Genomic DNA, 20,404 nt, shown 5'->3' on the forward strand with positions numbered 1-20,404 from the left:
CAGCGGTTTGTTCTTTCCTATCGAAAAAGAAGATGAGCTATGGGCTAAGCATGAGCGATCCTTCTTGCTCTCATTGCCGGACGCGCCGTCCGGATTAGCCACCCGAACAGCCAGAGATGTACCATTTAATGAAATTAAATCGCTTAGAGTCAAAATCAGCGACCTGAAGAAGATCCAACGGCTGAAACAACACACGTCAGCCGCACACCGACGCGAAGCCGTTCGCGAAATTATTGATGGGTGCACAGACGACGACTTCGATCTCCAGTTAAAGGAGGCGGTCAAAGACTTATATCTTGAAACCGAGACCAGCAACGACAAATGGAATACCCAAGTCCAATCAGTCTACAAGAAACTAGAAGATATCGTTTCAAACACCGTATCGAAATGGCGAAAACTAACACGAAAAAGATCTGTAGGCGGTCGTGCATACAACCCCCAAAAGTCATTCTGGTCGATTGCCTATTTGGAGGAAGTGAGACGGTTACTGAAAAGTTGGAGCTTCCGCGCTCGTGAAGCCCGCCAAGTCAATCGAGCAAATCGACAATCCCAAGGTGTGTTCGCTTCCCGCCTCCTAGACCATATCAACAACTTGAAACGCGATAGGGTGAAAACTGGAGCAGACTTAGTTATCCAGGCGGCGAGGGGGTATGTGCCGTCCGAATCAGAAGGCTGGGAAGAGAAACATCGTCCTTGCCACGTCCTGTTGTTTGAAGACTTGTTGCGATACCGATTTGCACAAGACCGGTCAAAGAAAGAGAACAATCGCCTTATGAAATGGTGTCATCGGGAAATTCGCCACGAGACAGAAATGCAGGCAGAAATTTACGACATTAGGGTCAGCGACATCGAAGCAGGCTTCAGTAGCCAGTATCACGGTGCGTCTGGAGCCGTCGGCTGCCGAACGATAGTTCTTACCGACGATCTTATTGACCGACAAAAATCAACTATTGAAAAAATGGGGAAAGAACTCTCGCTGAAGGTTTTGAAAAATGGCGTGCGAATACCATGGTACGGCGGTCCCGATTTCACAACACTTAATGCAGCTGGTAACGCAATCAGCACACACGCAGATATCAACGCTGCACAAATGCTTCAAAGAAGGTTCTGGCATTTAAGTGGCGAAGCTTACCGTATACGCGTGGTGGAGGTGGAGGTGGATGGCCAAAAGTACTTGTACCCATCCAGCAAAGGGAAACGAGTCTTGGGGGCCCTGAAAGCAATCACAAAAACAGAAAACGGGTATTCACGATTCCATAAAGCGGACGGTGACTTCTACCAGATAGAATCAATCAAAAAAACACAATGGGAACATGATATAAAAGGACAGGAGAACAAGGCTGAGGCGAGTGAAGATGACGATCTGGCCGTGGTGGAATTCCTGGCAAAGAACGAAGCTGTCTTATTTCGAGACCCATCCGGTCACATTCACCCAAAGAATGAGTGGTACAAACAAAAGGATTTTTGGCGAGAGACTAGAGCAAAAATCGGACGTGCTCTCCAGCCCCCAAGTTGACATCCCACTGGGCCGAAGTTAAGTTCTGTAGCGAGAGTCTATAGGGTTCTCAACTACCAGCAGGAAGTGCCCCGTAGTGGCCTACTATACAGTCACTTACCACCTCTGGGATTTTTTCAGTTCGTTTTTCAAATGCCGTTCGTGGCTGCGAGAAGTTAGGCGCCCGCAAATTGACCGGGCCCTCTCGCATTTGCGATAACTGACTTAGAGAGTATGACTTGCGTTTCGAATGGAATAGTTAATTGCGACAGTGAGCCGGCTTTTCCGGACCTGGCCAGTGAGGTTCTCGCAAGGTGCACCCTAAAGCGTTACCGCTGTGGACATTACACTCACAGGGTCACATTGGCTAAAACGTTCTGAAAGCATTGGCACCGATCTTATGCTTCATCGCAATCGCCTTCAGATCCGGGTCACATTGCCTTGATGTTGACTTCGAGCAACTGAAGGACCTGTGGTCTTGTTCTGGGGAGGCAAAAGATCTGGCCTTCGATCTTGAATACGAGACAGTAACCGGTGCTTCTCGCATTTTCCAGAACTTGTACAACCATCGTCTAGACGAGAAGTGGTACGTCAACCACGGTCGAGCCGACAACTACGGCAAGGACGCATACAACTTGGCCATGCGTCTGCATCGCTATCTGAACTGACTCGCAGCACCGGGGGCCCGGCTAGCCCCCCAACCGAGCTAGCTCTATCAGGGGGCTAGCTTTTCTTTTTCTATCTTTCAGACGATAACGAATTCGAAGGTACGCACACACAGGGGAAACAAATGATCCGACAACAAGTTCCAGATACAATGACTACCGCATCTCTAGCTGTCCGCCAGAATGGGATGTATCAGGTCCGTTGGGTTGATCAACGCACTGGCAAACAGAGACGACTGTCCGCCAAGACCCGTAAGCTCAACGAAGCTAAGAGGTTTCTGACAGAGTGCCAGTACAAACTTGATCTGGACATCGATCCTGCTCATGTTGGCACCATAGGCCATAGTGAGATGCCGTGGAACGACTTCTTCGAAGAATGGATGCGGCTGAAGCTGTCTACCTTCACTCACCGTAACCAACAAACTGAGTTGAGCAGAATCGCAATAGCGACATCAATCATCAGGCCGCCAACCTTAGTGTTCATGTCCAAGCGGAAGACGCTAATCCAGCTGGCCGACGAACTGGCGGCAACCAGAACGCCAGTTACAGCCCGCAGCTATATGAGAAGCGTTGTTTCAATGCTCAACTGGGGATTCCACAGATCGTATCTCGATGCGAAGGTCTCAGCTGTTCCGATCAAGGTGCCAACACCAGACAAGGGTCGACCGCTAAGCGAAGATGAGCAAGAGTTGTACATAGCAACAGCTCGGGAGGTCTGCAGCCAAGATCCTGCTGGGTGGGAGCACCTCATTCGCGGGCTGCTTGCAAGTGGACTCCGTCTCGGCGAATCAATGTCTCTATCCTACGATCGTGGTGCTGACATCCGAATCGATGGGGATAGCATACGGTTCAGTGGCAGAGTACAGAAAAACAAACGCCTGCAAATCATCCCCATGCTGCCGGCCATGATCAAGCTGCTCAATCCCGAAGGGAAAGGCTTTGTATTCAATCCGCTGAACCGTCGTGGTCATCGTTGTGCACCTGGAACCGTTCAGAACTGGCTCGCTCGCATTGGGAAAGAATCAGGCATCGAAGTAAATGACCGAGGTAGATTTGTTTCCGCACATGATTTGCGTCGGACCTACGCTCAGTCCTTAGCATCGGCAGGCGTGGCAGTTCATGATGTCCAATTCGTGATGCGTCATGCGTCAATCAAAACGACCCAAGAGTACTACTTACGACCGGATTCAGAGGTTGTTGGAAGCCGAATCAGGGAACAGTTAGGGAACACCCGAAGCTAAAACAGCTTGACCATTGCGTTTATGTTATGATCATCAGTCATGCAACGCTGGCGACTGAATTTTGTGACAGGAGACGCATGCTGGGAAGCAGATACCGAACGAGAAAGCACAAACACCAAACGGCAGGGAACAGACAAATCAGCAAATGGTCACAGAAGAATCACTCACCAGTTCGCGCTGAGCAAGGAAGCCTGTTGATGTGGTCATCAGTCAATGATCTTGCATCCCTTGTGTCCAACGAACAGTCGTTTTACAGCGGTCACCGCTAAATCAAAAACATGCTCTTTCGCAACCGAGAATCGACCAAGTTAAAACGCACCAAGCCACACTTCGAAGAACTCAACTTATGGCGAGTTCTGGCTGTGGCACCCGATCTCTCCATCACCGAACTGATGGCTGCCAAGGATCGTGGGTTGATTGATCAAAACGGAAATACGCCCGACGAGATCGAAATGTTAAATAATTCTGCCGACCAACGCTGCACAGGAAACAGCAATAACCAGGCTATTTTTAATTGGAATTATTTTAATGCTGCGACTCCACGGACAGCGTCAACAGGCGTAAAATGACAAGCAGACTCAAATCGTCGAGATTTTCAGCTGCGTCAAAACGGGATACCCTCATGAAGCATAACCTCTTCACATGGACGATTCGCGTCATCGTGGCTCATCTGATATTGGTTGGGAACTTACCGGATGTCATCCAAGCCGACTCGCCGAATGCAAATCGATTGACTTACCTTGACGATTTCTGCAACCCCTATTGGCCCGGCTTGGACATGCCCAAGTTGATCACCCCTCAATGGGTCGGCGATAAAAATGTCGAGTGCGTGGTCACCATTGGTATCGACGACATGCGAGACCCGGCACCTTACGAGTCGTATTTACGTCCAATCCTCGAACGACTCAAACAGGTTGATGGGCGCGCGCCGGCCAGCATTCTGACCAACAGCATCAACCCTGAACACCCGCAGCTTGCGACTTGGCTCGAAGAAGGTCTCTCTCTCGAAACGCACACAGCCGATCATCCTTGCCCTTGCCTGCAGGGCGGTCGTTTCGAAACGGCCAAAAGCACCTATGATCGGTGCGTCGACCAGCTCGCCTCTGTGCCGGGCAATCACCCGGTAACGTTTCGCTTTCCTTGTATGGATTCGATGAATACCCCCAGCCCACGGGGCTTTGCGGAAATCATCAATCGCATGACGCCGCAAGGAAATTTTTTACAGATGAGTAGCTCGGTCTGCCAACTGTTCACGCCGGATGATCCGGCTCTTCCCCGAGATCTGGTTTTCAATGAAGACGGCCAGGATCGATTTGCTCGCTATCTGCCGTTCGCTTCTTTCGTCAATAAGATCGAGAACTATCCCTATCCCTACGTGATTGGACAAATCTGCTGGGAATTCCCCTGCATGGTTCCGGATGACTGGCAAGGACAAAATCTGCAGGGTAATGCGAATCGCCAAACGGCTATCGACTATCAGGCCGCCATCGACGCTGCCGTCCATAAGCAGGGCGTCGCGAACCTGGTCTGCCATCCCAACGATTGGATCGGTAATCAGTTGCTCTTCAATGTTGTCGATGAGACGCTCAACAAACATGGCAAACGCGTCATTTTCCTCAATTTCCGTGAGGCGCTTGAACGAATCAACAAGAACCTCTTGTCGGGTCAAAGCATTCGAGCTGCGGACGGCGGCGATAACGGCGTCCGAATACTCGACCTCAACAACGACGGCTATCTGGATGTTGTCATTGGCAATGATCAACTCCGGCAAACGCGGGTCTGGCTTCCGGAACAGCGTAAGTGGCTCGAGACTGAATTTCCTGCACAAAACATCAAAGGGACTGGCGAGCAGCGGTACGACGGGGGAGTGCGGTTTGGCATTTTCCGTGAAGACGGCGCCGCCAGCATGATGGTGCTTAATGAGTCGGAACGAGCAGTATGGCACTTTCACAATGATCGCTGGAAACGTGATGACGATATGCTGCAAGGTTTGGAGATTGACGGCCAGCCGATCTTGGTTGTCAACCAACAAGGTCGGGACCGTGGATTCCGCCTCCGCGACGCAGATGGTGACGGCTGCTGTGAAGTGATCGTTGGCAATCCAGACCAACAGGAGATGCTGCGTTGGAACGCGGATGAAAAGATCTGGCAATCCACCGCGCCGCTGCCTGAGCCCATCGTCGATGCATTAGGACGTGACGCCGGACTGCGATTTGTCGATCTTGATCGAGACGGACATGAAGACTTGCTATTCTCAAACGAACGCCGTTACGCAATCTACATCTATTCCGAGCAGGACTTGGGTTGGACCAACCGCGTTCTGGCAGACTCACGTCGCAATGGCGAAGCGGTCCCCATGGTCGTGCGAAACGGAACGAATAACGGTGCCTGGTTTGCCAACGACCACATGTGGATTCAGAACGAAGACACGAATCGATTATCTGACGGCGTCGACCGGCGTTCATTCGATCAATTGCTAGGTGATTTTCAGTCGCCCCCACGGTCGCCATCTGATGGATTACGATCCCTCCGAACTCGACCCGGCTTTGAGGTCGAATTGGTCGCCGCGGAACCTCTGGTGAAAGATCCCATCGCCTTCGACTGGGGACCCGATGGACGCCTGTGGGTCGTCGAAATGGCCGACTATCCACTCGGGATCGCGGGCAAAGAAAGCGGGGGAGGGCGGATCCGTTTCCTTGAAGATACGGACGGTGACGGGCAATATGACAAGTCGACAATTTTTCTGGATGGTATTCCGTTCCCAACGGGTGTAATGCCTTGGCGCGATGGCGTGTTGATCAGTGCGGCACCCGATATTTTCTTTGCTGCCGATACGGACGGCGACGGGCAAGCCGATCGACGCGAAATCCTTTACCACGGATTTATTGAAGGCAACCAACAACATCGCGTGAACGGATTCGAATGGGGTCTCGACAACTGGGTTTATGTCGCCAATGGTGACAGTGGAGGCACCGTAACGTCGAAAAAAACAGGAACGACGGTCGACATCAGTGGGCGGGATCTACGGATTCGACCCGACAGTGGGGTCATCGATCTGCAGTCTGGCTTCACACAATTTGGACGCCATCGCGACGACTGGGGCAACTGGTTCGGATGCAGCAACAGCTTACCTTTGAGACACTACGTCCTGGCTGACCATTATTTGAGACGGAATCCGCATGCGCGACCTCCGACACCACATCGCGACATCGTCGTCACTGGAAATGCACAAGTGTTTCCCCTCTCTCGCATCCTCAGTCATTGGGAAGGCTACCGTTCGCCTGGCATTGGCGAACCGCATCGTTTCACGTCGGCCTGCAGCACAATGCCCTACCGAGATCAACTATTCGGCCCGGATTTCTACCAAAACACCTACACGTGTGAACCGATCCATAATCTCGTCCATCGTCGCCGCCTCATTCAGACAGGTATCAGCTTTGCGAGTGAGCGGGACGACGACGAAACAAAAAGCGAGTTCCTGGCCTCGACTGACAGCTGGTTTCGTCCAACGATGGCAAAACCCGGCCCAGACGGTGCCCTCTGGATTGCTGATATGTATCGCTTGGTGATCGAGCACACCCAATACATCGACGACCAACGTGAAAAAGAGCTTGACCTGCGGGCCGGCGAAGATCGGGGACGGATCTACCGCGTTTATCCGCGCGGCGAAAAACTTCGTACGATTCCCAAACTGGAACAACTCGAAACTGAAGCCCTCGTCGCGAAGCTTGACAGTCCAAGTGGGTGGCAACGAGATACCGTGCAGCGATTGCTGATTCATCGTGCTGATCCAGCAGCGATCACACCTTTGCGACAAATGCTGAAAAACGATGAACGCCCCCTAGCTCGACTGCACGCACTATGCACGCTGGACGGACTTGACGGCGCGAATACTGAAACCCTGATTGCGGCGCTTTCCGACTCACATCCAGCCGTTCAGCGCCATGCCGTTCGGGTTTCCGAAAAACGACTCGCAGCCTCTCCGCAACTCACCAAACAATTGATCGAAATGGCCTCAAGGAGCGTTACTGCTAATCCCAATCAAACGGGTGGCGACGCACAGCTTCAGCTTCAATTAGCCTACTCGCTTGGCATCTCGACCGATCCCGAAGCAGGCAAGGTACTGGGTCGCCTGGCGATGGCCGAAGACAGTGATCAATACCTGCGCGCGGCTGTCATTAGCTCTCTCAACGAACTCAACCTGCCGTTGGTTCTTGCAGAGGTGACCAAAACAGGTTTGCAGCAGGAACAAAGTCGCGCATTCTTCAGTGACCTGCTCGAGTTAGCGGCCGCTTTCAAGAGCGAAGATGCGATTGAAGAAGCGATTCGCCAGATCAGTCGGAACGATTCGACCGACGACATCGCAGCATGGCAATTCGGCGCGATGGCCAGTCTCCTGGCAGGCCTGGGCAACAACGCTTCGCCAGATGCACCCTTACTCGCCACCGTCACCGATCGCATCCATTCATTCCGTGAACAGGCCAAAATGGTCGCAGCCGATCCGAATGCCCCGCTGCCTTTGCGTCACGACGCCGTTCGCCTATTGGGTCGCTCGCATCGATGGGCCGCGCCGGAAGACGTCCAACGATTGGCCGATTTGCTGGAACCGACGCATGCCGATTCGCTTCAAAGGGTCGCTCTCGAAGCGCTCTCCTACGGCGACGACGCGGAAATTGCCAGCTCGATCCTTGGCAGGATTCCTTCGATGAGTCCCGCCCTACGGGCACAATCGCTCGATCAATTATTGAGTCGCACCGTTTGGATCGAGTTACTGTTAAACGAAGTAGCGGCCAACCGTCTGCCGGCTGGAGAAATCGGTACCATTTTCCAGACTCGACTACTCACGCATCAGGACGAATCACTGCGCAAACAAGCCGAATCTGTGTTTGTTGTGGTCAACAACGATCGGCAGGCCGTGATTAACGCCTATCGCCCTAGTCTGGTTGCCAAAGGAAACTCTGCCCGCGGTGAGTTGCTGTTCGCGAAGCAATGCGGATCGTGCCACCGGATCGGGCAAGTCGGAAAAGAAGTGGGGCCGGACCTGACTGCGATCACAGACCGATCTCCCGCAACGCTGTTAACAGCAGTCCTGGATCCAAACCGATCCGTGGAAGACAAATATCGTGGCTATTCGGTTTTGACAGATGACGGCCGTGTTCAAACTGGGATCATTCCCGCCGAAACGAGCACGACGATTACACTCAAGAATGCTCAGGGTGAAGAATCAGTCATTCTGCGCAGCGAAATCGATTCACTCCGAAGTACAGGGCTCTCGTTAATGCCCACGGGCTTGGAAAAAGAAATCGATAAAAACCAGATGGCAGATCTACTCAGTTTTCTTGGGTCACTGCGGCCTGCGCCAAAATCATTCGAAGGCAATCAGCCGCAGCAAGTGAAGCAAGGCACAGACGGAACGATCGAACTGACCGCCGCCGACTGTCGCATCTACGGTGACTCTCTTGTCTTCGAATCACGCTATGGCAATCTTGGGTTCTGGCAAAGTGCGACCGACGTCGCAGAATGGCTTGTCGAAGTTTCGCGAGCGGGCAGCTATGACGTGATTATCGATTATGCCTGCGATAGCTCAACAGCAAACAACACCTACGCGCTCACGATCGGACTGGAAGAATTGGTCGGCAAAGTAGAAGGCACAGGGACCTGGGATGACTACAGGACGACAACCATCGGTCAGGTTACCCTCAACACTGGCCCTCAACATCTTGTCTTCCGACCTGAACAGGCGCCAGCCGGCTGCTTGATCGATTTACGCGCGGTAATTCTCAAACCCACGAATGGCAATTCCGAATCTTGCCAAGAACCATCTGCTACGACATCACTCGATCCTGACAAATAACCCATCCGCAAAAAATCGCCTGCCGAACGATCAAGCAAGCGATTACGGTATCATCCGACGCCGCCTGCCTGGCGATCGTCATCTGCTAAAATCAATCAGTAACGAATGGTGGCCAGTGCCGGCAAAGCCAGCACAATATAATCCATGTCGACATACTTTATGATCGCACCGTTCAGAAGTCCCATTCGATTGTCGGAAAGAGATTCGGAATTCGACAAAGCGAACAGGCGATTCGGGAGGCCAGTATGGCCAGTACAGCCGCGTTGATTTTTCTGTCTGCAATCCTCAGCATTGGACTCACGATCTGGGGGCTGTTTAATCGGAAACGATCCATTCTCTGTGCAATTGGCGGATTGATCACAACGCTCGGCGCAGCCTTGGGCACATTATATGCTTGGGGTGAATCACGCTCCGTCCCCTGGACGACCGGCTACTTGGTTTTTGTTTTCCTTGGCCTACTCTGCATCATTCGACAGATCTTGCTAACCCAACCATCGAAAGACCAAGCTAAACTGCCGACAAAAATGGACGGCTAAGGTCATGGCAAAAAACACACCAAATATTGCACCTACGGATTCCAGGAGATCTGGATGATGGCACGATGCATGTCGTTCACTTCGTCCATGCTGTTGCTGGCGTTAGCATCCGGCCCGTTAATCGCAGCTGCCCCACCGAATATTTTACTCATCAGCTGCGACAATTTGGGCTATGGTGACCTACCTTGCTACAACCCGGCCTCCGACATCCGTGCTCCTCATCTTGATCGCCTGGCCTCACAGGGAGCTCGCCTGACCAGTTTTTACACGGCGTCACCCACTTGCACCGTCTCCCGCGCCTGTTTACTGACCGGTCGCATCCCGCAACGCCACGGTTTACTTGACCAATTAGCAGGCGTGGCCGGCAACTACGGCATCGGCTTACGTCACCAGGAAATACTTTTGCCGCAGTTTTTAAAGCAATCTGCCACACCCTACGTGACAGGCTGCTTCGGCAAATGGAATATTGGGTTCGCGGCCGGCTCCCGGCCCACCGAGCGAGGTTTTGACGAGTTCGTTGGACATGCTTCGGGCAACCTAGATTACTACCAACACAATTATCGCGAACGGCACGATCTCTATCACGGCACGGAAGAACTTCATCGTGAGGGTGAGTATGTCACCGAGATTTTCTCCAAAGCGGCCGTCGATTTTCTGACTCGTCATCGCCGCACTCAGGACAACACAAGCGGACGTCCTTGGTTCTGTTACCTGCCGTTCAACGCGCCCCATTTCCCGACGGCGAAAAACAAACGAAAAGGGCAACCCAACATCTGGCAAGCGCCTGATGATGCCTTCCACGCAATCCAGCTTTCTCCCAATGAGACAGATCCGCGGCGACGCTACCGGGCCGTCGTATTCGCCCTGGACCGCGCGATTGGCCAAGTTCTCCAGGCACTGGAACAGACGGACCAAACCGAGAACACCTTTGTCTTTTTCATGTCGGACAATGGAGCTTTTTGCTTGGATCGTCGTGGACTGGACGTAGGCATCAACGATCCACTACGAAGCGGAGGTGTGACCACTTGGGAAGGTGGGCTACGCGTCGCCGCAATCGCCCGTTGGCCGGGACATATCCCGGCAGGATCACTCATCGCCGAACCGTTCTGGTCGCCCGACATCTTGATTGCCTGTGCGCAACTATCCAGTATCTCCTTGCCTCGAAACATCACCTTCGACGGTAAGAATCCGCTACCCGTGCTGACCGCCAAAGGGCGGTCACCGCACGAGTCATTCTTTTTTGAGTACCGTCAATATGCGGCACTCCGCAAAGGTGATTGGAAGATCGTTCGTGAGCAGCCCGATCGCCCCTGGCAACTCTTCAACCTGAAAGATGACGTGACTGAGTCAAAGGATCTCGCTCGCAATCGTCCGGACAAAGTCGCGGATCTCAACAAGCTTTTCCAAGCCTGGAAAAAAGAAACCTAACACCGAGACCAACCCTCTCAGGCGATTCACTGTTTTTGAAAACGCGCCTGAGCGGCAGCGGGCCTAAAGCGATTCGGCAACCGCAAATTGGACAATTTACTGCAAACTCTGCGAGCGTTTGGGCGCGCGAAAACTTGCTATGGCCGATTCACTGTGCAAAACTACATCGATGAACATTTATCGATTCTTGACCCTCACGTTGTTACTGTTTACCAACACGATCCTGTTTAGCAACACGGCATTTGGCGCTAAACCGCTCGCGACAGTTTCTGGTACGATCGCGGATGCAGCCACGCAGGAATCCCTGCCCGCCCGCGTTCACGTGCGCGACGACAAGGGACGTTGGCACCTGATTCACTCTGACGGAGGCGATCAGGTTCACTACCGCCGTGAAGTTGCCCGACTACCGAACAGTCCTGAAGTTCACACGACGTTGTCCGCGCATCCCTTTCGTGTGCAATTGCCGCCAGGCCGGTATACGTTTCGTGTGGAACGGGGCAAAGAATACTTACCCATTGTCCGCACGATCGATGTGGCTGATCAACCGGTACAGCTGAAATTTTCATTGCAGCGATGGATCAACATGAGCCAACGCGGATGGTATTCCGGCGATACCCACGTGCACCGGTCACTGGATGAACTGCCTAATGTCGTGATGGCCGAAGACATTAACGTCGCGTTGCCGCTATCGAATTGGGTAACGAAGTCAGATACGGCACCTAGCCAAGGTGATCGATCTGTGGCCACGGAGTTAAAACCCCGCCTAATCCGCGTCGACGACACTCACGTGATTTACCCAATGAACACGGAATATGAAATCTTTTACGTAGGCGATCGCAGCCACACGCTAGGTGCGGTCTTTGTGCTCAATCACAAACGCCCACTTACGATCGGCGCGCCACCGGTCCAACCCATCGCCCAATGGGCGCGAGAAGATGGGGCACTCCTGGATCTGGACAAACATTCATGGCCCTGGTCGCTGATGTTAGTGCCCGTCATGAAAGTTGACCTGTTCGAACTCTCGAATAATCACGTTTGGCAAACCCCATTTGGTTTCCACGACTGGACCGTCGAGATGGTGCCGCCTTACATGGAACTTGAGCGAACGGAGGATGGTCAGGGCCTGACGGAATGGGGCTGGATTAACTACGGATTTCAAACCTACTATGCCCTACTCAATTCAGGATATCGTTTGCGCGTGTCTGCCGGCACCGCATCCGGAGTTCATCCTGTCCAACTTGGGTTTGGCCGAGTATACGTGCATCTACCTGATGGTTTTGGTTACGAAGACTGGATGCAGGGTTTGGACGCCGGTCGTAGCTTTGTCTCGACCGGACCGATGTTGGAAACCCGATTTGGCGACTACCACGCAGGTGAAACAATCTCACCGCCTGACTCAACGGCGTACGCACTCAAAATTGTCTCAACAGCGACCAGTCGAAAACCCTTGGATCGTATCGAAATCGTCATGAACGGTGATGTAATTCGAACCCTATCACCCGAAAATCGCCTATCGAAAACGGGAGCCTTTGTCACCAACGTCACAGAAACCATCAACTTAGATTCGTCGGCTTGGTGTGCCGTCCGATGTTTTGAAGCAGATCCCAAGGGGCGGATTCGCTTTGCACATACCAACCCCGTGCACGTGCTGCTTCCCGACAAACCGCTACGTCCGAAGAAGGTAGAAGTACAAAGTTTGATTGATCGGATGCAGGCCGAGTTAATCCGAAATCGTGACGTGATTGGACCCGTAGCACTCGACGAATATCGCCAAGCAATGTCGGCTTTCCAAGCACTGCTGAAATCGGCTCGTTGAATTCGTCATTCGAAAGCGTCGTTCATCCAAGATGCTGCCGATACCAACACCCCAAACACCCAAACTAACGGCATGAAAGTGGTTACTTCCAGAAGCAGCCGGATTGCCGCAATCAAAAAGCGAGTTCAGCTCGTGAGACGAAACCCGATTCGATTTCTAACGCGATGGCTGTTATTCTTTCGTCGACAACAAGAACCGAATGGAACGCAGATTCCGGTAAAGAAACTCATCCTATGCAGGCATTGCAAACAACGTATCTTGCTTGTTTGACGCTCGTTCTCGCTACGACATCTTGCCCGATTATCGCGGAGGAAACGAAGCGTCCTACTCATGTATTATTGATCGCGATCGATGATCTGCGACCTGCGTTGGGCTGTTACGGTGATCCGGTCGCTCAAACACCGAACATTGACCGTTTGGCCAGTCGCGGAACCGTTTTCAAGCGAGCCTATTGTCAGCAAGCTGTATGCAGCCCATCCAGGCTTTCGCTGCTAACGGGCCGCAGACCCGATACGATCCGAGTTTGGGATCTTCGCACTCATTTCCGCGACGCGGTTCCCGAAGTGATAACACTTCCACAACATTTCAAAAACAACGGCTACCACACCCAAAGTCTGGGTAAGATTTATCACGGCAGCGGCGCCCCGTCCAAAGACCCACCGTCGTGGTCGGCACAACCAGCGTATGATTTCGTCCGCGACCCAAATTTGCGATATGTTTTACCAAGCAATCTAGCGGGCAAAGGTCTCAAACGTTCATCCACCGAATCTGCAGAAGTAGCGGATGACGCCTACATCGATGGTATTGTCTGTCAAGCAGCGATTCGCTCACTTGCTGAACGAGGCACCTCAGAGCAACCATTCTTTCTGGCCGTTGGTTTTCGCAAACCGCATCTGCCGTTCTGTGCGCCTCGGAAATACTGGGATTTATATGACCGTGCGGATATTCCGCTACCCGCAAATGCCGATACCCCACAACATGCTCCTGAACTGGCTACGCGTAGCTGGAAAGAACTGGAAGGGTACAGCGATATCCCCGCTAATGGAAAAATCTCGCCCGAAAAAATCCGCGAACTACGCCATGGGTATTACGCCTGCGTCAGTTATGTCGATGCGTTGGTAGGCCAATTATTGGATCAACTAACAACTTTGAATCTTGCTGAAAACACCCTTGTCGTACTCTGTGGAGATCACGGTTATCACCTGGGTGAACAAGGGCTTTGGACAAAGGCCAACAACTATGAGCTTTCCACGCGCGTACCTCTCATTTTGGCCGTACCAGGACAAACTCCGAGAGGCAACGTCACCAATGAGCTTGTTGAAATGGTCGACCTCTATCCAACGCTGACCGACATTTGCAAGCTAGAATCGCCCGACGGCCTCGAGGGGATCAGCTTCCAACCCTTGTTAAACAAACCGAATCGACCATGGAAGCAGGCTGTCTTCAGCCAGTACCCACGTGCACGCAAGGGCCATCGACATCAAGGACATGGTGACATCATGGGCTATGCAATGCGCACACGCCGTTACCGGTATGTGGAATGGCGTGAATGGGATACGAACCAGGTCCTGACCCGTGAACTGTATGACCACGATGCTGATCCTCACGAAACGCAAAACGTGGCGATGCAGCCGAAATATGCGAAAGAAATCTTAGAGCTTGCTGACATACTAGATCGAGGGTGGAAATCAGCTCAACCAAGGCCGGTAGAAAAAACACAATGAACGTCACCCGCCACACCGCGTTGGGAAATAGTCTATTTTCAATCGGCCTGCCGGATGAAATCACCAATTCAAATCCCCGAAGGTTTCTGCCATGCAACAAATCCGCTCCTGCCACTCGCGTCGGGTTGGCTTCCTCCTTGTTCCTTTGTTCGCGGTAGCCACGTCGGTCGCCGAAGAACGATCTTTCCAAGGCGATTTGACCGATGTGACAACGATTGACACGCTCAACCCAGAGGGTCCCTACAACAAAATCTGGGAACCGTATCTCGCTAAATGGACTCGCAAACACTACGTGACCGCCTATGGTCTGCAGGTCCGCGGCAAGGGCGACATGGGGGACATCGTCTGTTCGATCAGTCGAGATGCGGGAAAAACGTGGGGCCCTAGGATCACCGTCTTTGACCATCGCGTACGAAACGGTACGGTTCAGTACGCCTACAACAACGCCGTGCTGTTTCGTCCTCCTGGCCAGGACATTATCTGGCTCTTTTGCATGCGAGCCCCGATGCATTATCGAGACAGCGAAAATGCCGATCTGGTCGCTGCCTACTCACCGGACGGTGGATACAGTTGGCATCACGTTGAATTGTCGCTTGATTACCAAGGGTCTCTGATCATCGTCGCGGGTATCGAAACGGTAAAAAGAAACGGTGTCACCCATTACCTATTGCCCGCTCACCGTAATTCCCGCAGACATGATCGCTACGGTGATCGGCGCCAATTCGTACTCCAAAGCACAAGTCTCCTGCACTGGAAACTGGCCGGCTATGTAGCTTACGCGGAGAATAATCCCGTGTTTCTTCACGAAGGCGGTATCGCACCCAGCGGTGAGGAGAATGGGCTAAAAATGGTCATGCGCACGGCGGATATGATCCGTGAACGACCGATCGATCCGCCCGTTGCTTACTCATCCGTCAGTAACGATGGTGGCCAGACCTGGTCAATGGCGAAACCCGAACCCGAGCTTCCAAACTTTCGAGTCAAAAGCTTTTTTGGTCGAGATTCAGTTGGTCGACATATCTGCGTTTACAGCGACAGGGTGGAACGGCGTGGGCTCTACTACAAAATTCGTCCGAAGGGCGGAGCATGGTCCGCTCAAAAAGATTTCTACGTCGCAGGAAATCGCAATAGCTACCCAACCCTAATCGAAGACAAACCGGGCGCGTGGCTGGCAGTCTGGGACAGCTCCAACGACAAAGACAAAAAGCGAACCACAATCCGATTCGGTCGCCTGGAGGTGGGAAATTGACCTAGAACAGTCGTGAAAGTCACCAGCAAATCAAGTCACCAGCAAATCAATTGCGAACAGGATTTGCTGGCCACATGCAATCGAGGGAAAACTCCGATGAGGCGACGCGATTTCATCCAAATGACTGGCGGTACAATCGTCGGCGCCGCTTGGCCTGAAACCATTCAATCCGCTTCTGTCCAACGGCCTCCGCTCGTCAGATGCTGGCTCCATTTGACGCATGTCTATCGCCACCTTGATGCCAGATCCGATCGCGAGCAGGCGATCGACGATCTGCTCGATCGTCATCTTGCAGCGGGACTTCGGACGGTGATGCCCTACGTCACGAACACTTCGGGAGAGGCGGTTTTTCCCAACCGACTCATCAAATCACAACCGGTCGATGCTTGGGATCCCCTCGAATACCTGATCAGCGGCGCAAAAGAACGAGGTCTTGAGGTCTATCCGGCCTTTTGTGTCCTGGTCAGCGGACACCAAGAACCGTCCGGCATCTTAGTTGACCATCCCGAATGGGCTTCCCGACATCCCAATGGAAAGCCGATGGGCCACTTATGCCCGACACATCCGGGTGCTCGAAATTGGGTGACGTCATTGATCGCTGACGTCGTACAACGTTATCCGATCCAGGGAATCATGCTCGATTATTTCCGCTACTACAATCGGCCACATCGGCTGGACGCCGCCTCGGAAAAGGAACTTGTCAAATGGCAGAAAAGCAATTCGCACATTTCCGAGACACAAGCTTTTCAAACCTATCGAGAACAAGCCATCACCCAACTTTTAGGACAAATCCGTAGAACGACGCGGGAACACAATCGCCAGCTAAAAATTGCGATCTATTCCTGGGGACCGCATGTCGCAAAGAATCACCAAGTGGCTCAGCCATGGCCCGATTGGTCGCGTGACGGACTGATTGACCAAGTCAGCATCTCGGGCTATTGCTATCCTGAAAATTATGGCGACAACTATCTCGAAGTATTTCGCCGCCGAATTGGCGATGCCGTAGAACTGAATCGACAGAACAAGGGCCAGGCGCAAATGACATTCACCCTGGGTGTCTCAACATCACACGGGAAGATTCGCCAGACCAGCTGGATCGACACCTATTTAAAACTTGCGGCCCAAGAAGGCGTGACGGGCGTCGACTTATTCACTTGGAAATCGCTCCAACCCCATCTGGAAGAGACGATCCGTCGTGGTTATCTGTCGGCCTTTCGCCAACAACTATCGAGTGGCTGATTGCAGTAGAAGATGCTGCGGTTTAAAAACGAAACTGGATTGATCTCACCAATACAAGACTAACTAGCGAGAGACTCACCAGCTCGTCGATCCGGTTGACTGCTCTTTATACTGATTGATACCGGAGAAGAGATTACAATGGCTTGATCGGCAAACTTTCTCCTTGTCCACACGGATTACCGCAACTCATGTCCCACCCACGGCCCAAATCACATTGGACGATACCAATTTGGCTGACGACGTGGCTGTATCTGCTCACGTCGATCGGGTTGTCGATCTCGGCTTCATCGGTCGCGGCGGAGCAAAAACGGAACGTGCTTTTCCTTGCTGTGGATGACATGAAGGACTGGGTGAATTGTCTGCAGGGATACGAGGGAACGGTCCACACGCCAAACATCGACCAACTTGCCAAACGCAGCACGCTGTTCACCAATGCTCACTGCGCCTCACCCAAGTGTGCACCTTCGCGAGCGGCGCTCATGATTGGGCAGCGACCCTCCACAACGGGTTTGTATGACAATGGACATTGGTGGCTACCGAACCAGCCCGGCGCGGTCACAATTCCCGCTCACTTCCGCAACCACGGTTACCGAGTCGTAGGTGCAGGCAAAATCTTCCATCACACCGCCGGCAACCATCCACCCAACCAGTGGGACGAATTTTTTCGCCTGAGATTTCTGGAAGATCCGTGGTTCCGCCACTCAAAATTAAACTATCCATGGTCAAATCACCGTACTCCTCCCAATGATTTCCCTTTCAGTGGCGTGCACGGACTCGGCCATGAAAACGATTGGGGTTCGTTGAAGATCGCAGAACAGGAATACGATGATGCGTTAACGGTCAATCATGTAATTGGCTGGTTGAAGCAGGAACAGCATGCCCCTTTCTTCCTCGCTTGTGGCCTGTTTCGACCGCATTTACCCTGGTACGTGCCGCAAAGATTCTTTGACCAATACCCGCTCGACGACGTTGCGCTTCCGGAAGTCCGAGAAGACGACCTCGATGATCTGCCTGCCGGGGGCATCCAGTTTGCCAAGGCCCGACGCAGTGATTTCAAAACGATCAAGAAGTCTGGAAAATGGAAAGAGGCCGTGCGTGCCTACCTTGCCAGCATCACGTGCACCGACGATCGTTTAGGTCGTATTCTCAACGCATTAAATCAAAGTCCTCACGCGAAGAACACGATCGTGATTCTCTGGTCTGACCACGGTTGGCATCTTGGCGAAAAACAACACTGGCACAAGACGACTTTGTGGGAAGAGGCAACGCGAGTCCCGCTGATCATCCACGTACCGGGTAAGACACCGGCTGTCTGTAATCATCCTGTTAGCCTACTCGATTTATTTCCAACCTTAAACGACTTGGCGGGGCTAACGGATATCGAATCTCATGATGGTATTTCGCTTCTTCCTTTGCTGGAAGATCCACATACCGTCTGGAAACGTCCTGCTGTGATTGAATTCGGCCGCGGGAACGCCGCGGTGCGATCCGCACGTTACCGATACATCCGTTACGATGACGGTGGTGAAGAACTGTACGACCACCATTCGGACCCGAACGAATGGAACAACCTGGCCGACAGCAAGACACACCAAGTCATCAAGGACCAACTTGCGACATGGATCGCCGAAGACTGGGCCCAACCAGCAGCAAAGAAAGCCGCTTTTCACTTTGATCCTCAGACATTCACCTGGACCAATAAGGTGACGGGCAAAGTCACTCACGGAAAACAACAACCATGAAAGCCAATTTCATCCTCCTTACCGGCTTGGCGCTAACCTGCATGCTATTCGCTGCCGAGACGAGGGCGAACAGCGAAAAAACGAATGTTGTTCTAATCCTGATCGACGATCTCGGCTGGAAAGACGTGGGTTGCTACGGGAGCAACTACTACCAGACTCCCAACATCGACCGGCTGGCAAACGAGGGCATGCGTTTCACGGATGGTTATGCAGCCTGCAATGTTTGCTCACCTACACGAGCAGCAATCATGACCGGAAAATATCCGGCGAGATTACTGCTCACACAATGGCTGCCCGCTGGCCGTTGGAACCCCAAGACAAAAAAGATGCGAGAAGGTCGCTACATCTCCAACTTACCTCTGGAGGAAATCACCGTTGCGGAGAAATTGCGCGAAGCCGGATACCGAACGGGATTTTTAGGCAAGTGGCACCTTGGGACAGAAACCTATTACTATCCAGAGCATCAGGGCTTCGATGTGAATGTGGCCGGCCGAGACTACGGAGCGCCCGGCAGCTATTTCTATCCATTCGAAGGCAGCTGGCAAATCCCAACGACCGGCAAGAAGCTTTACAAAAAGAGTCCCTTAGCGGGTCAAGAAGGAGATTACCTTGTCGATCGGCTTGCAGAAGAAGCTGAAAAATTCATTCGTGACAGCAGGAAGCAACCCTTCTTCTTGATGTTGTCCCACTATGCTGTTCACGCACCGCTGCAAGGCAAGCCAGAAAAACTGGATCGTTACAATCAGGTTGCCCCAACCGAACGCCAAGGGAACCCCCACTATGCTGCAATGGTCGAAAGCGTCGACGACAGTCTCGGTCGTGTGATGGAGACGCTTCGAGATTTAGACCTCGACAATCGCACGCTGGTGATCTTCACCAGCGATAATGGAGGATTCGCCAAGGCAACTGACAATTCACCCCTGCGCGCGAACAAAGGAACAAACTACGAAGGTGGGATTCGTGTTCCCGTAATCATAAAATGGCCCGGCAAAACCAAACCAACGAGCGTATCATCGGAACCGATCATCAGTACAGACTTTTATCCCACAATCCTGGCGGTCACGGGTCAAAAACCTGAGCCCCATCAACACGTTGATGGAGAAAATCTGGTCCCCCTACTCACGGGAACCGGACCACTGGAACGCGACACCCTATATTGGCACTACCCCCACTACAACCGACACCCTTCCAGTTTCCCATCTGGCGCAATTCGAGCAGGCAGGTGGAAAATGATCGAAGACTACGAAACCGGCCAGTTATCACTTTACGACCTGAATAACGATATCGCGGAATCAAAGAACCTGTCGCAAGAAAATCCAGCAAAGGTTACAGAGCTCTACGGGAAATTAAAAGCATGGCGGCAACAGGTAGGTGCCGACCCAATGAAACCCAACGGTGCGTACCGGAAGAACTAA

General features: G+C 52.5%; 13 protein-coding genes. 12 read left to right on the forward strand and 1 reads right to left on the reverse strand.

Annotated elements, in window-relative coordinates; translation table 11 throughout:
• Window positions 1-1,516 (forward strand): type V CRISPR-associated protein Cas12b (gene cas12b / locus P8N76_00005; protein MDG2380030.1); only part of this gene is annotated, 1,516 nt, incomplete at its 5' end.
• 811 nt (window positions 1,517-2,327) lie between these two features.
• On the opposite strand, the gene P8N76_00010 is transcribed toward cas12b, so the two are convergent.
• Window positions 2,328-2,486: a hypothetical protein gene (locus P8N76_00010; protein MDG2380031.1), complete on the reverse strand. Its 159-nt coding sequence runs from the start codon at window positions 2,484-2,486 to the stop codon at window positions 2,328-2,330.
• A gap of 252 nt (window positions 2,487-2,738) precedes the next feature.
• On the opposite strand from P8N76_00010, the gene P8N76_00015 reads away from it, so the two are divergent.
• The 11 genes from P8N76_00015 to P8N76_00065 all read left to right on the forward strand — a co-directional run bounded on the left by P8N76_00015 (window position 2,739) and on the right by P8N76_00065 (window position 20,404).
• Window positions 2,739-3,401, forward strand: coding sequence for a site-specific integrase (locus P8N76_00015; GenBank protein ID MDG2380032.1), 663 nt, complete (start codon window positions 2,739-2,741; stop codon window positions 3,399-3,401).
• A 278-nt stretch (window positions 3,402-3,679) separates the two neighbouring features.
• Entirely contained in the window at window positions 3,680-3,970 is a 291-nt protein-coding gene (locus P8N76_00020; GenBank protein ID MDG2380033.1) for a hypothetical protein, read from the forward strand.
• A 53-nt stretch (window positions 3,971-4,023) separates the two neighbouring features.
• Window positions 4,024-9,255, forward strand: a complete 5,232-nt coding sequence (locus tag P8N76_00025; GenBank protein MDG2380034.1) for an FG-GAP-like repeat-containing protein — start codon at window positions 4,024-4,026, stop codon at window positions 9,253-9,255.
• A gap of 245 nt (window positions 9,256-9,500) precedes the next feature.
• Window positions 9,501-9,791 carry a hypothetical protein gene (locus tag P8N76_00030; GenBank protein MDG2380035.1) on the forward strand — a complete coding sequence of 97 codons (291 nt, stop codon included), beginning with the start codon at window positions 9,501-9,503 and terminating at the stop codon, window positions 9,789-9,791.
• A gap of 54 nt (window positions 9,792-9,845) precedes the next feature.
• Entirely contained in the window at window positions 9,846-11,219 is a 1,374-nt protein-coding gene (locus P8N76_00035) for a sulfatase-like hydrolase/transferase (GenBank protein MDG2380036.1), read from the forward strand.
• Window positions 11,220-11,388: 169 nt separating this feature from the next.
• Window positions 11,389-13,035, forward strand: a complete 1,647-nt coding sequence (locus tag P8N76_00040) for a CehA/McbA family metallohydrolase (protein ID MDG2380037.1) — start codon at window positions 11,389-11,391, stop codon at window positions 13,033-13,035.
• Between the two features lie 233 nt (window positions 13,036-13,268).
• Entirely contained in the window at window positions 13,269-14,759 is a 1,491-nt protein-coding gene (locus P8N76_00045) for a sulfatase (GenBank protein ID MDG2380038.1), read from the forward strand.
• A gap of 91 nt (window positions 14,760-14,850) precedes the next feature.
• Complete coding sequence (locus P8N76_00050; protein ID MDG2380039.1) at window positions 14,851-16,008, forward strand: sialidase family protein; 1,158 nt, start codon at window positions 14,851-14,853, stop codon at window positions 16,006-16,008.
• Between the two features lie 96 nt (window positions 16,009-16,104).
• Entirely contained in the window at window positions 16,105-17,247 is a 1,143-nt protein-coding gene (locus P8N76_00055) for a family 10 glycosylhydrolase (protein ID MDG2380040.1), read from the forward strand.
• Between the two features lie 188 nt (window positions 17,248-17,435).
• Entirely contained in the window at window positions 17,436-18,989 is a 1,554-nt protein-coding gene (locus P8N76_00060; protein MDG2380041.1) for a sulfatase, read from the forward strand.
• Window positions 18,986-20,404, forward strand: coding sequence for a sulfatase (locus P8N76_00065; GenBank protein MDG2380042.1), 1,419 nt, complete (start codon window positions 18,986-18,988; stop codon window positions 20,402-20,404). The genes P8N76_00060 and P8N76_00065 overlap by 4 nt, the downstream gene beginning before the upstream one ends.

This window comes from Pirellulaceae bacterium (assembly GCA_029243025.1).
Lineage (GTDB): Bacteria > Planctomycetota > Planctomycetia > Pirellulales > Pirellulaceae.

Bases quoted from the DNA above. Each gene is read 5' to 3' on its own strand.
- P8N76_00030 (MDG2380035.1), top strand. From the start codon at position 9,501: ATGGCCAGTACAGCCGCGTTGATTTTTCTGTCTGCAATCCTCAGCATT.
- P8N76_00040 (MDG2380037.1), top strand. From the start codon at position 11,389: ATGAACATTTATCGATTCTTGACCCTCACGTTGTTACTGTTTACCAAC.
- P8N76_00045 (MDG2380038.1), top strand. From the start codon at position 13,269: ATGCAGGCATTGCAAACAACGTATCTTGCTTGTTTGACGCTCGTTCTC.
- P8N76_00010 (MDG2380031.1), bottom strand. From the start codon at position 2,486: ATGAGCAGGATCGATGTCCAGATCAAGTTTGTACTGGCACTCTGTCAG.
- P8N76_00065 (MDG2380042.1), top strand. From the start codon at position 18,986: ATGAAAGCCAATTTCATCCTCCTTACCGGCTTGGCGCTAACCTGCATG.
- P8N76_00020 (MDG2380033.1), top strand. From the start codon at position 3,680: ATGCTCTTTCGCAACCGAGAATCGACCAAGTTAAAACGCACCAAGCCA.
- P8N76_00035 (MDG2380036.1), top strand. From the start codon at position 9,846: ATGATGGCACGATGCATGTCGTTCACTTCGTCCATGCTGTTGCTGGCG.
- P8N76_00055 (MDG2380040.1), top strand. From the start codon at position 16,105: ATGAGGCGACGCGATTTCATCCAAATGACTGGCGGTACAATCGTCGGC.
- P8N76_00015 (MDG2380032.1), top strand. From the start codon at position 2,739: ATGCTCAACTGGGGATTCCACAGATCGTATCTCGATGCGAAGGTCTCA.
- P8N76_00060 (MDG2380041.1), top strand. From the start codon at position 17,436: ATGTCCCACCCACGGCCCAAATCACATTGGACGATACCAATTTGGCTG.
- P8N76_00025 (MDG2380034.1), top strand. From the start codon at position 4,024: ATGAAGCATAACCTCTTCACATGGACGATTCGCGTCATCGTGGCTCAT.
- P8N76_00050 (MDG2380039.1), top strand. From the start codon at position 14,851: ATGCAACAAATCCGCTCCTGCCACTCGCGTCGGGTTGGCTTCCTCCTT.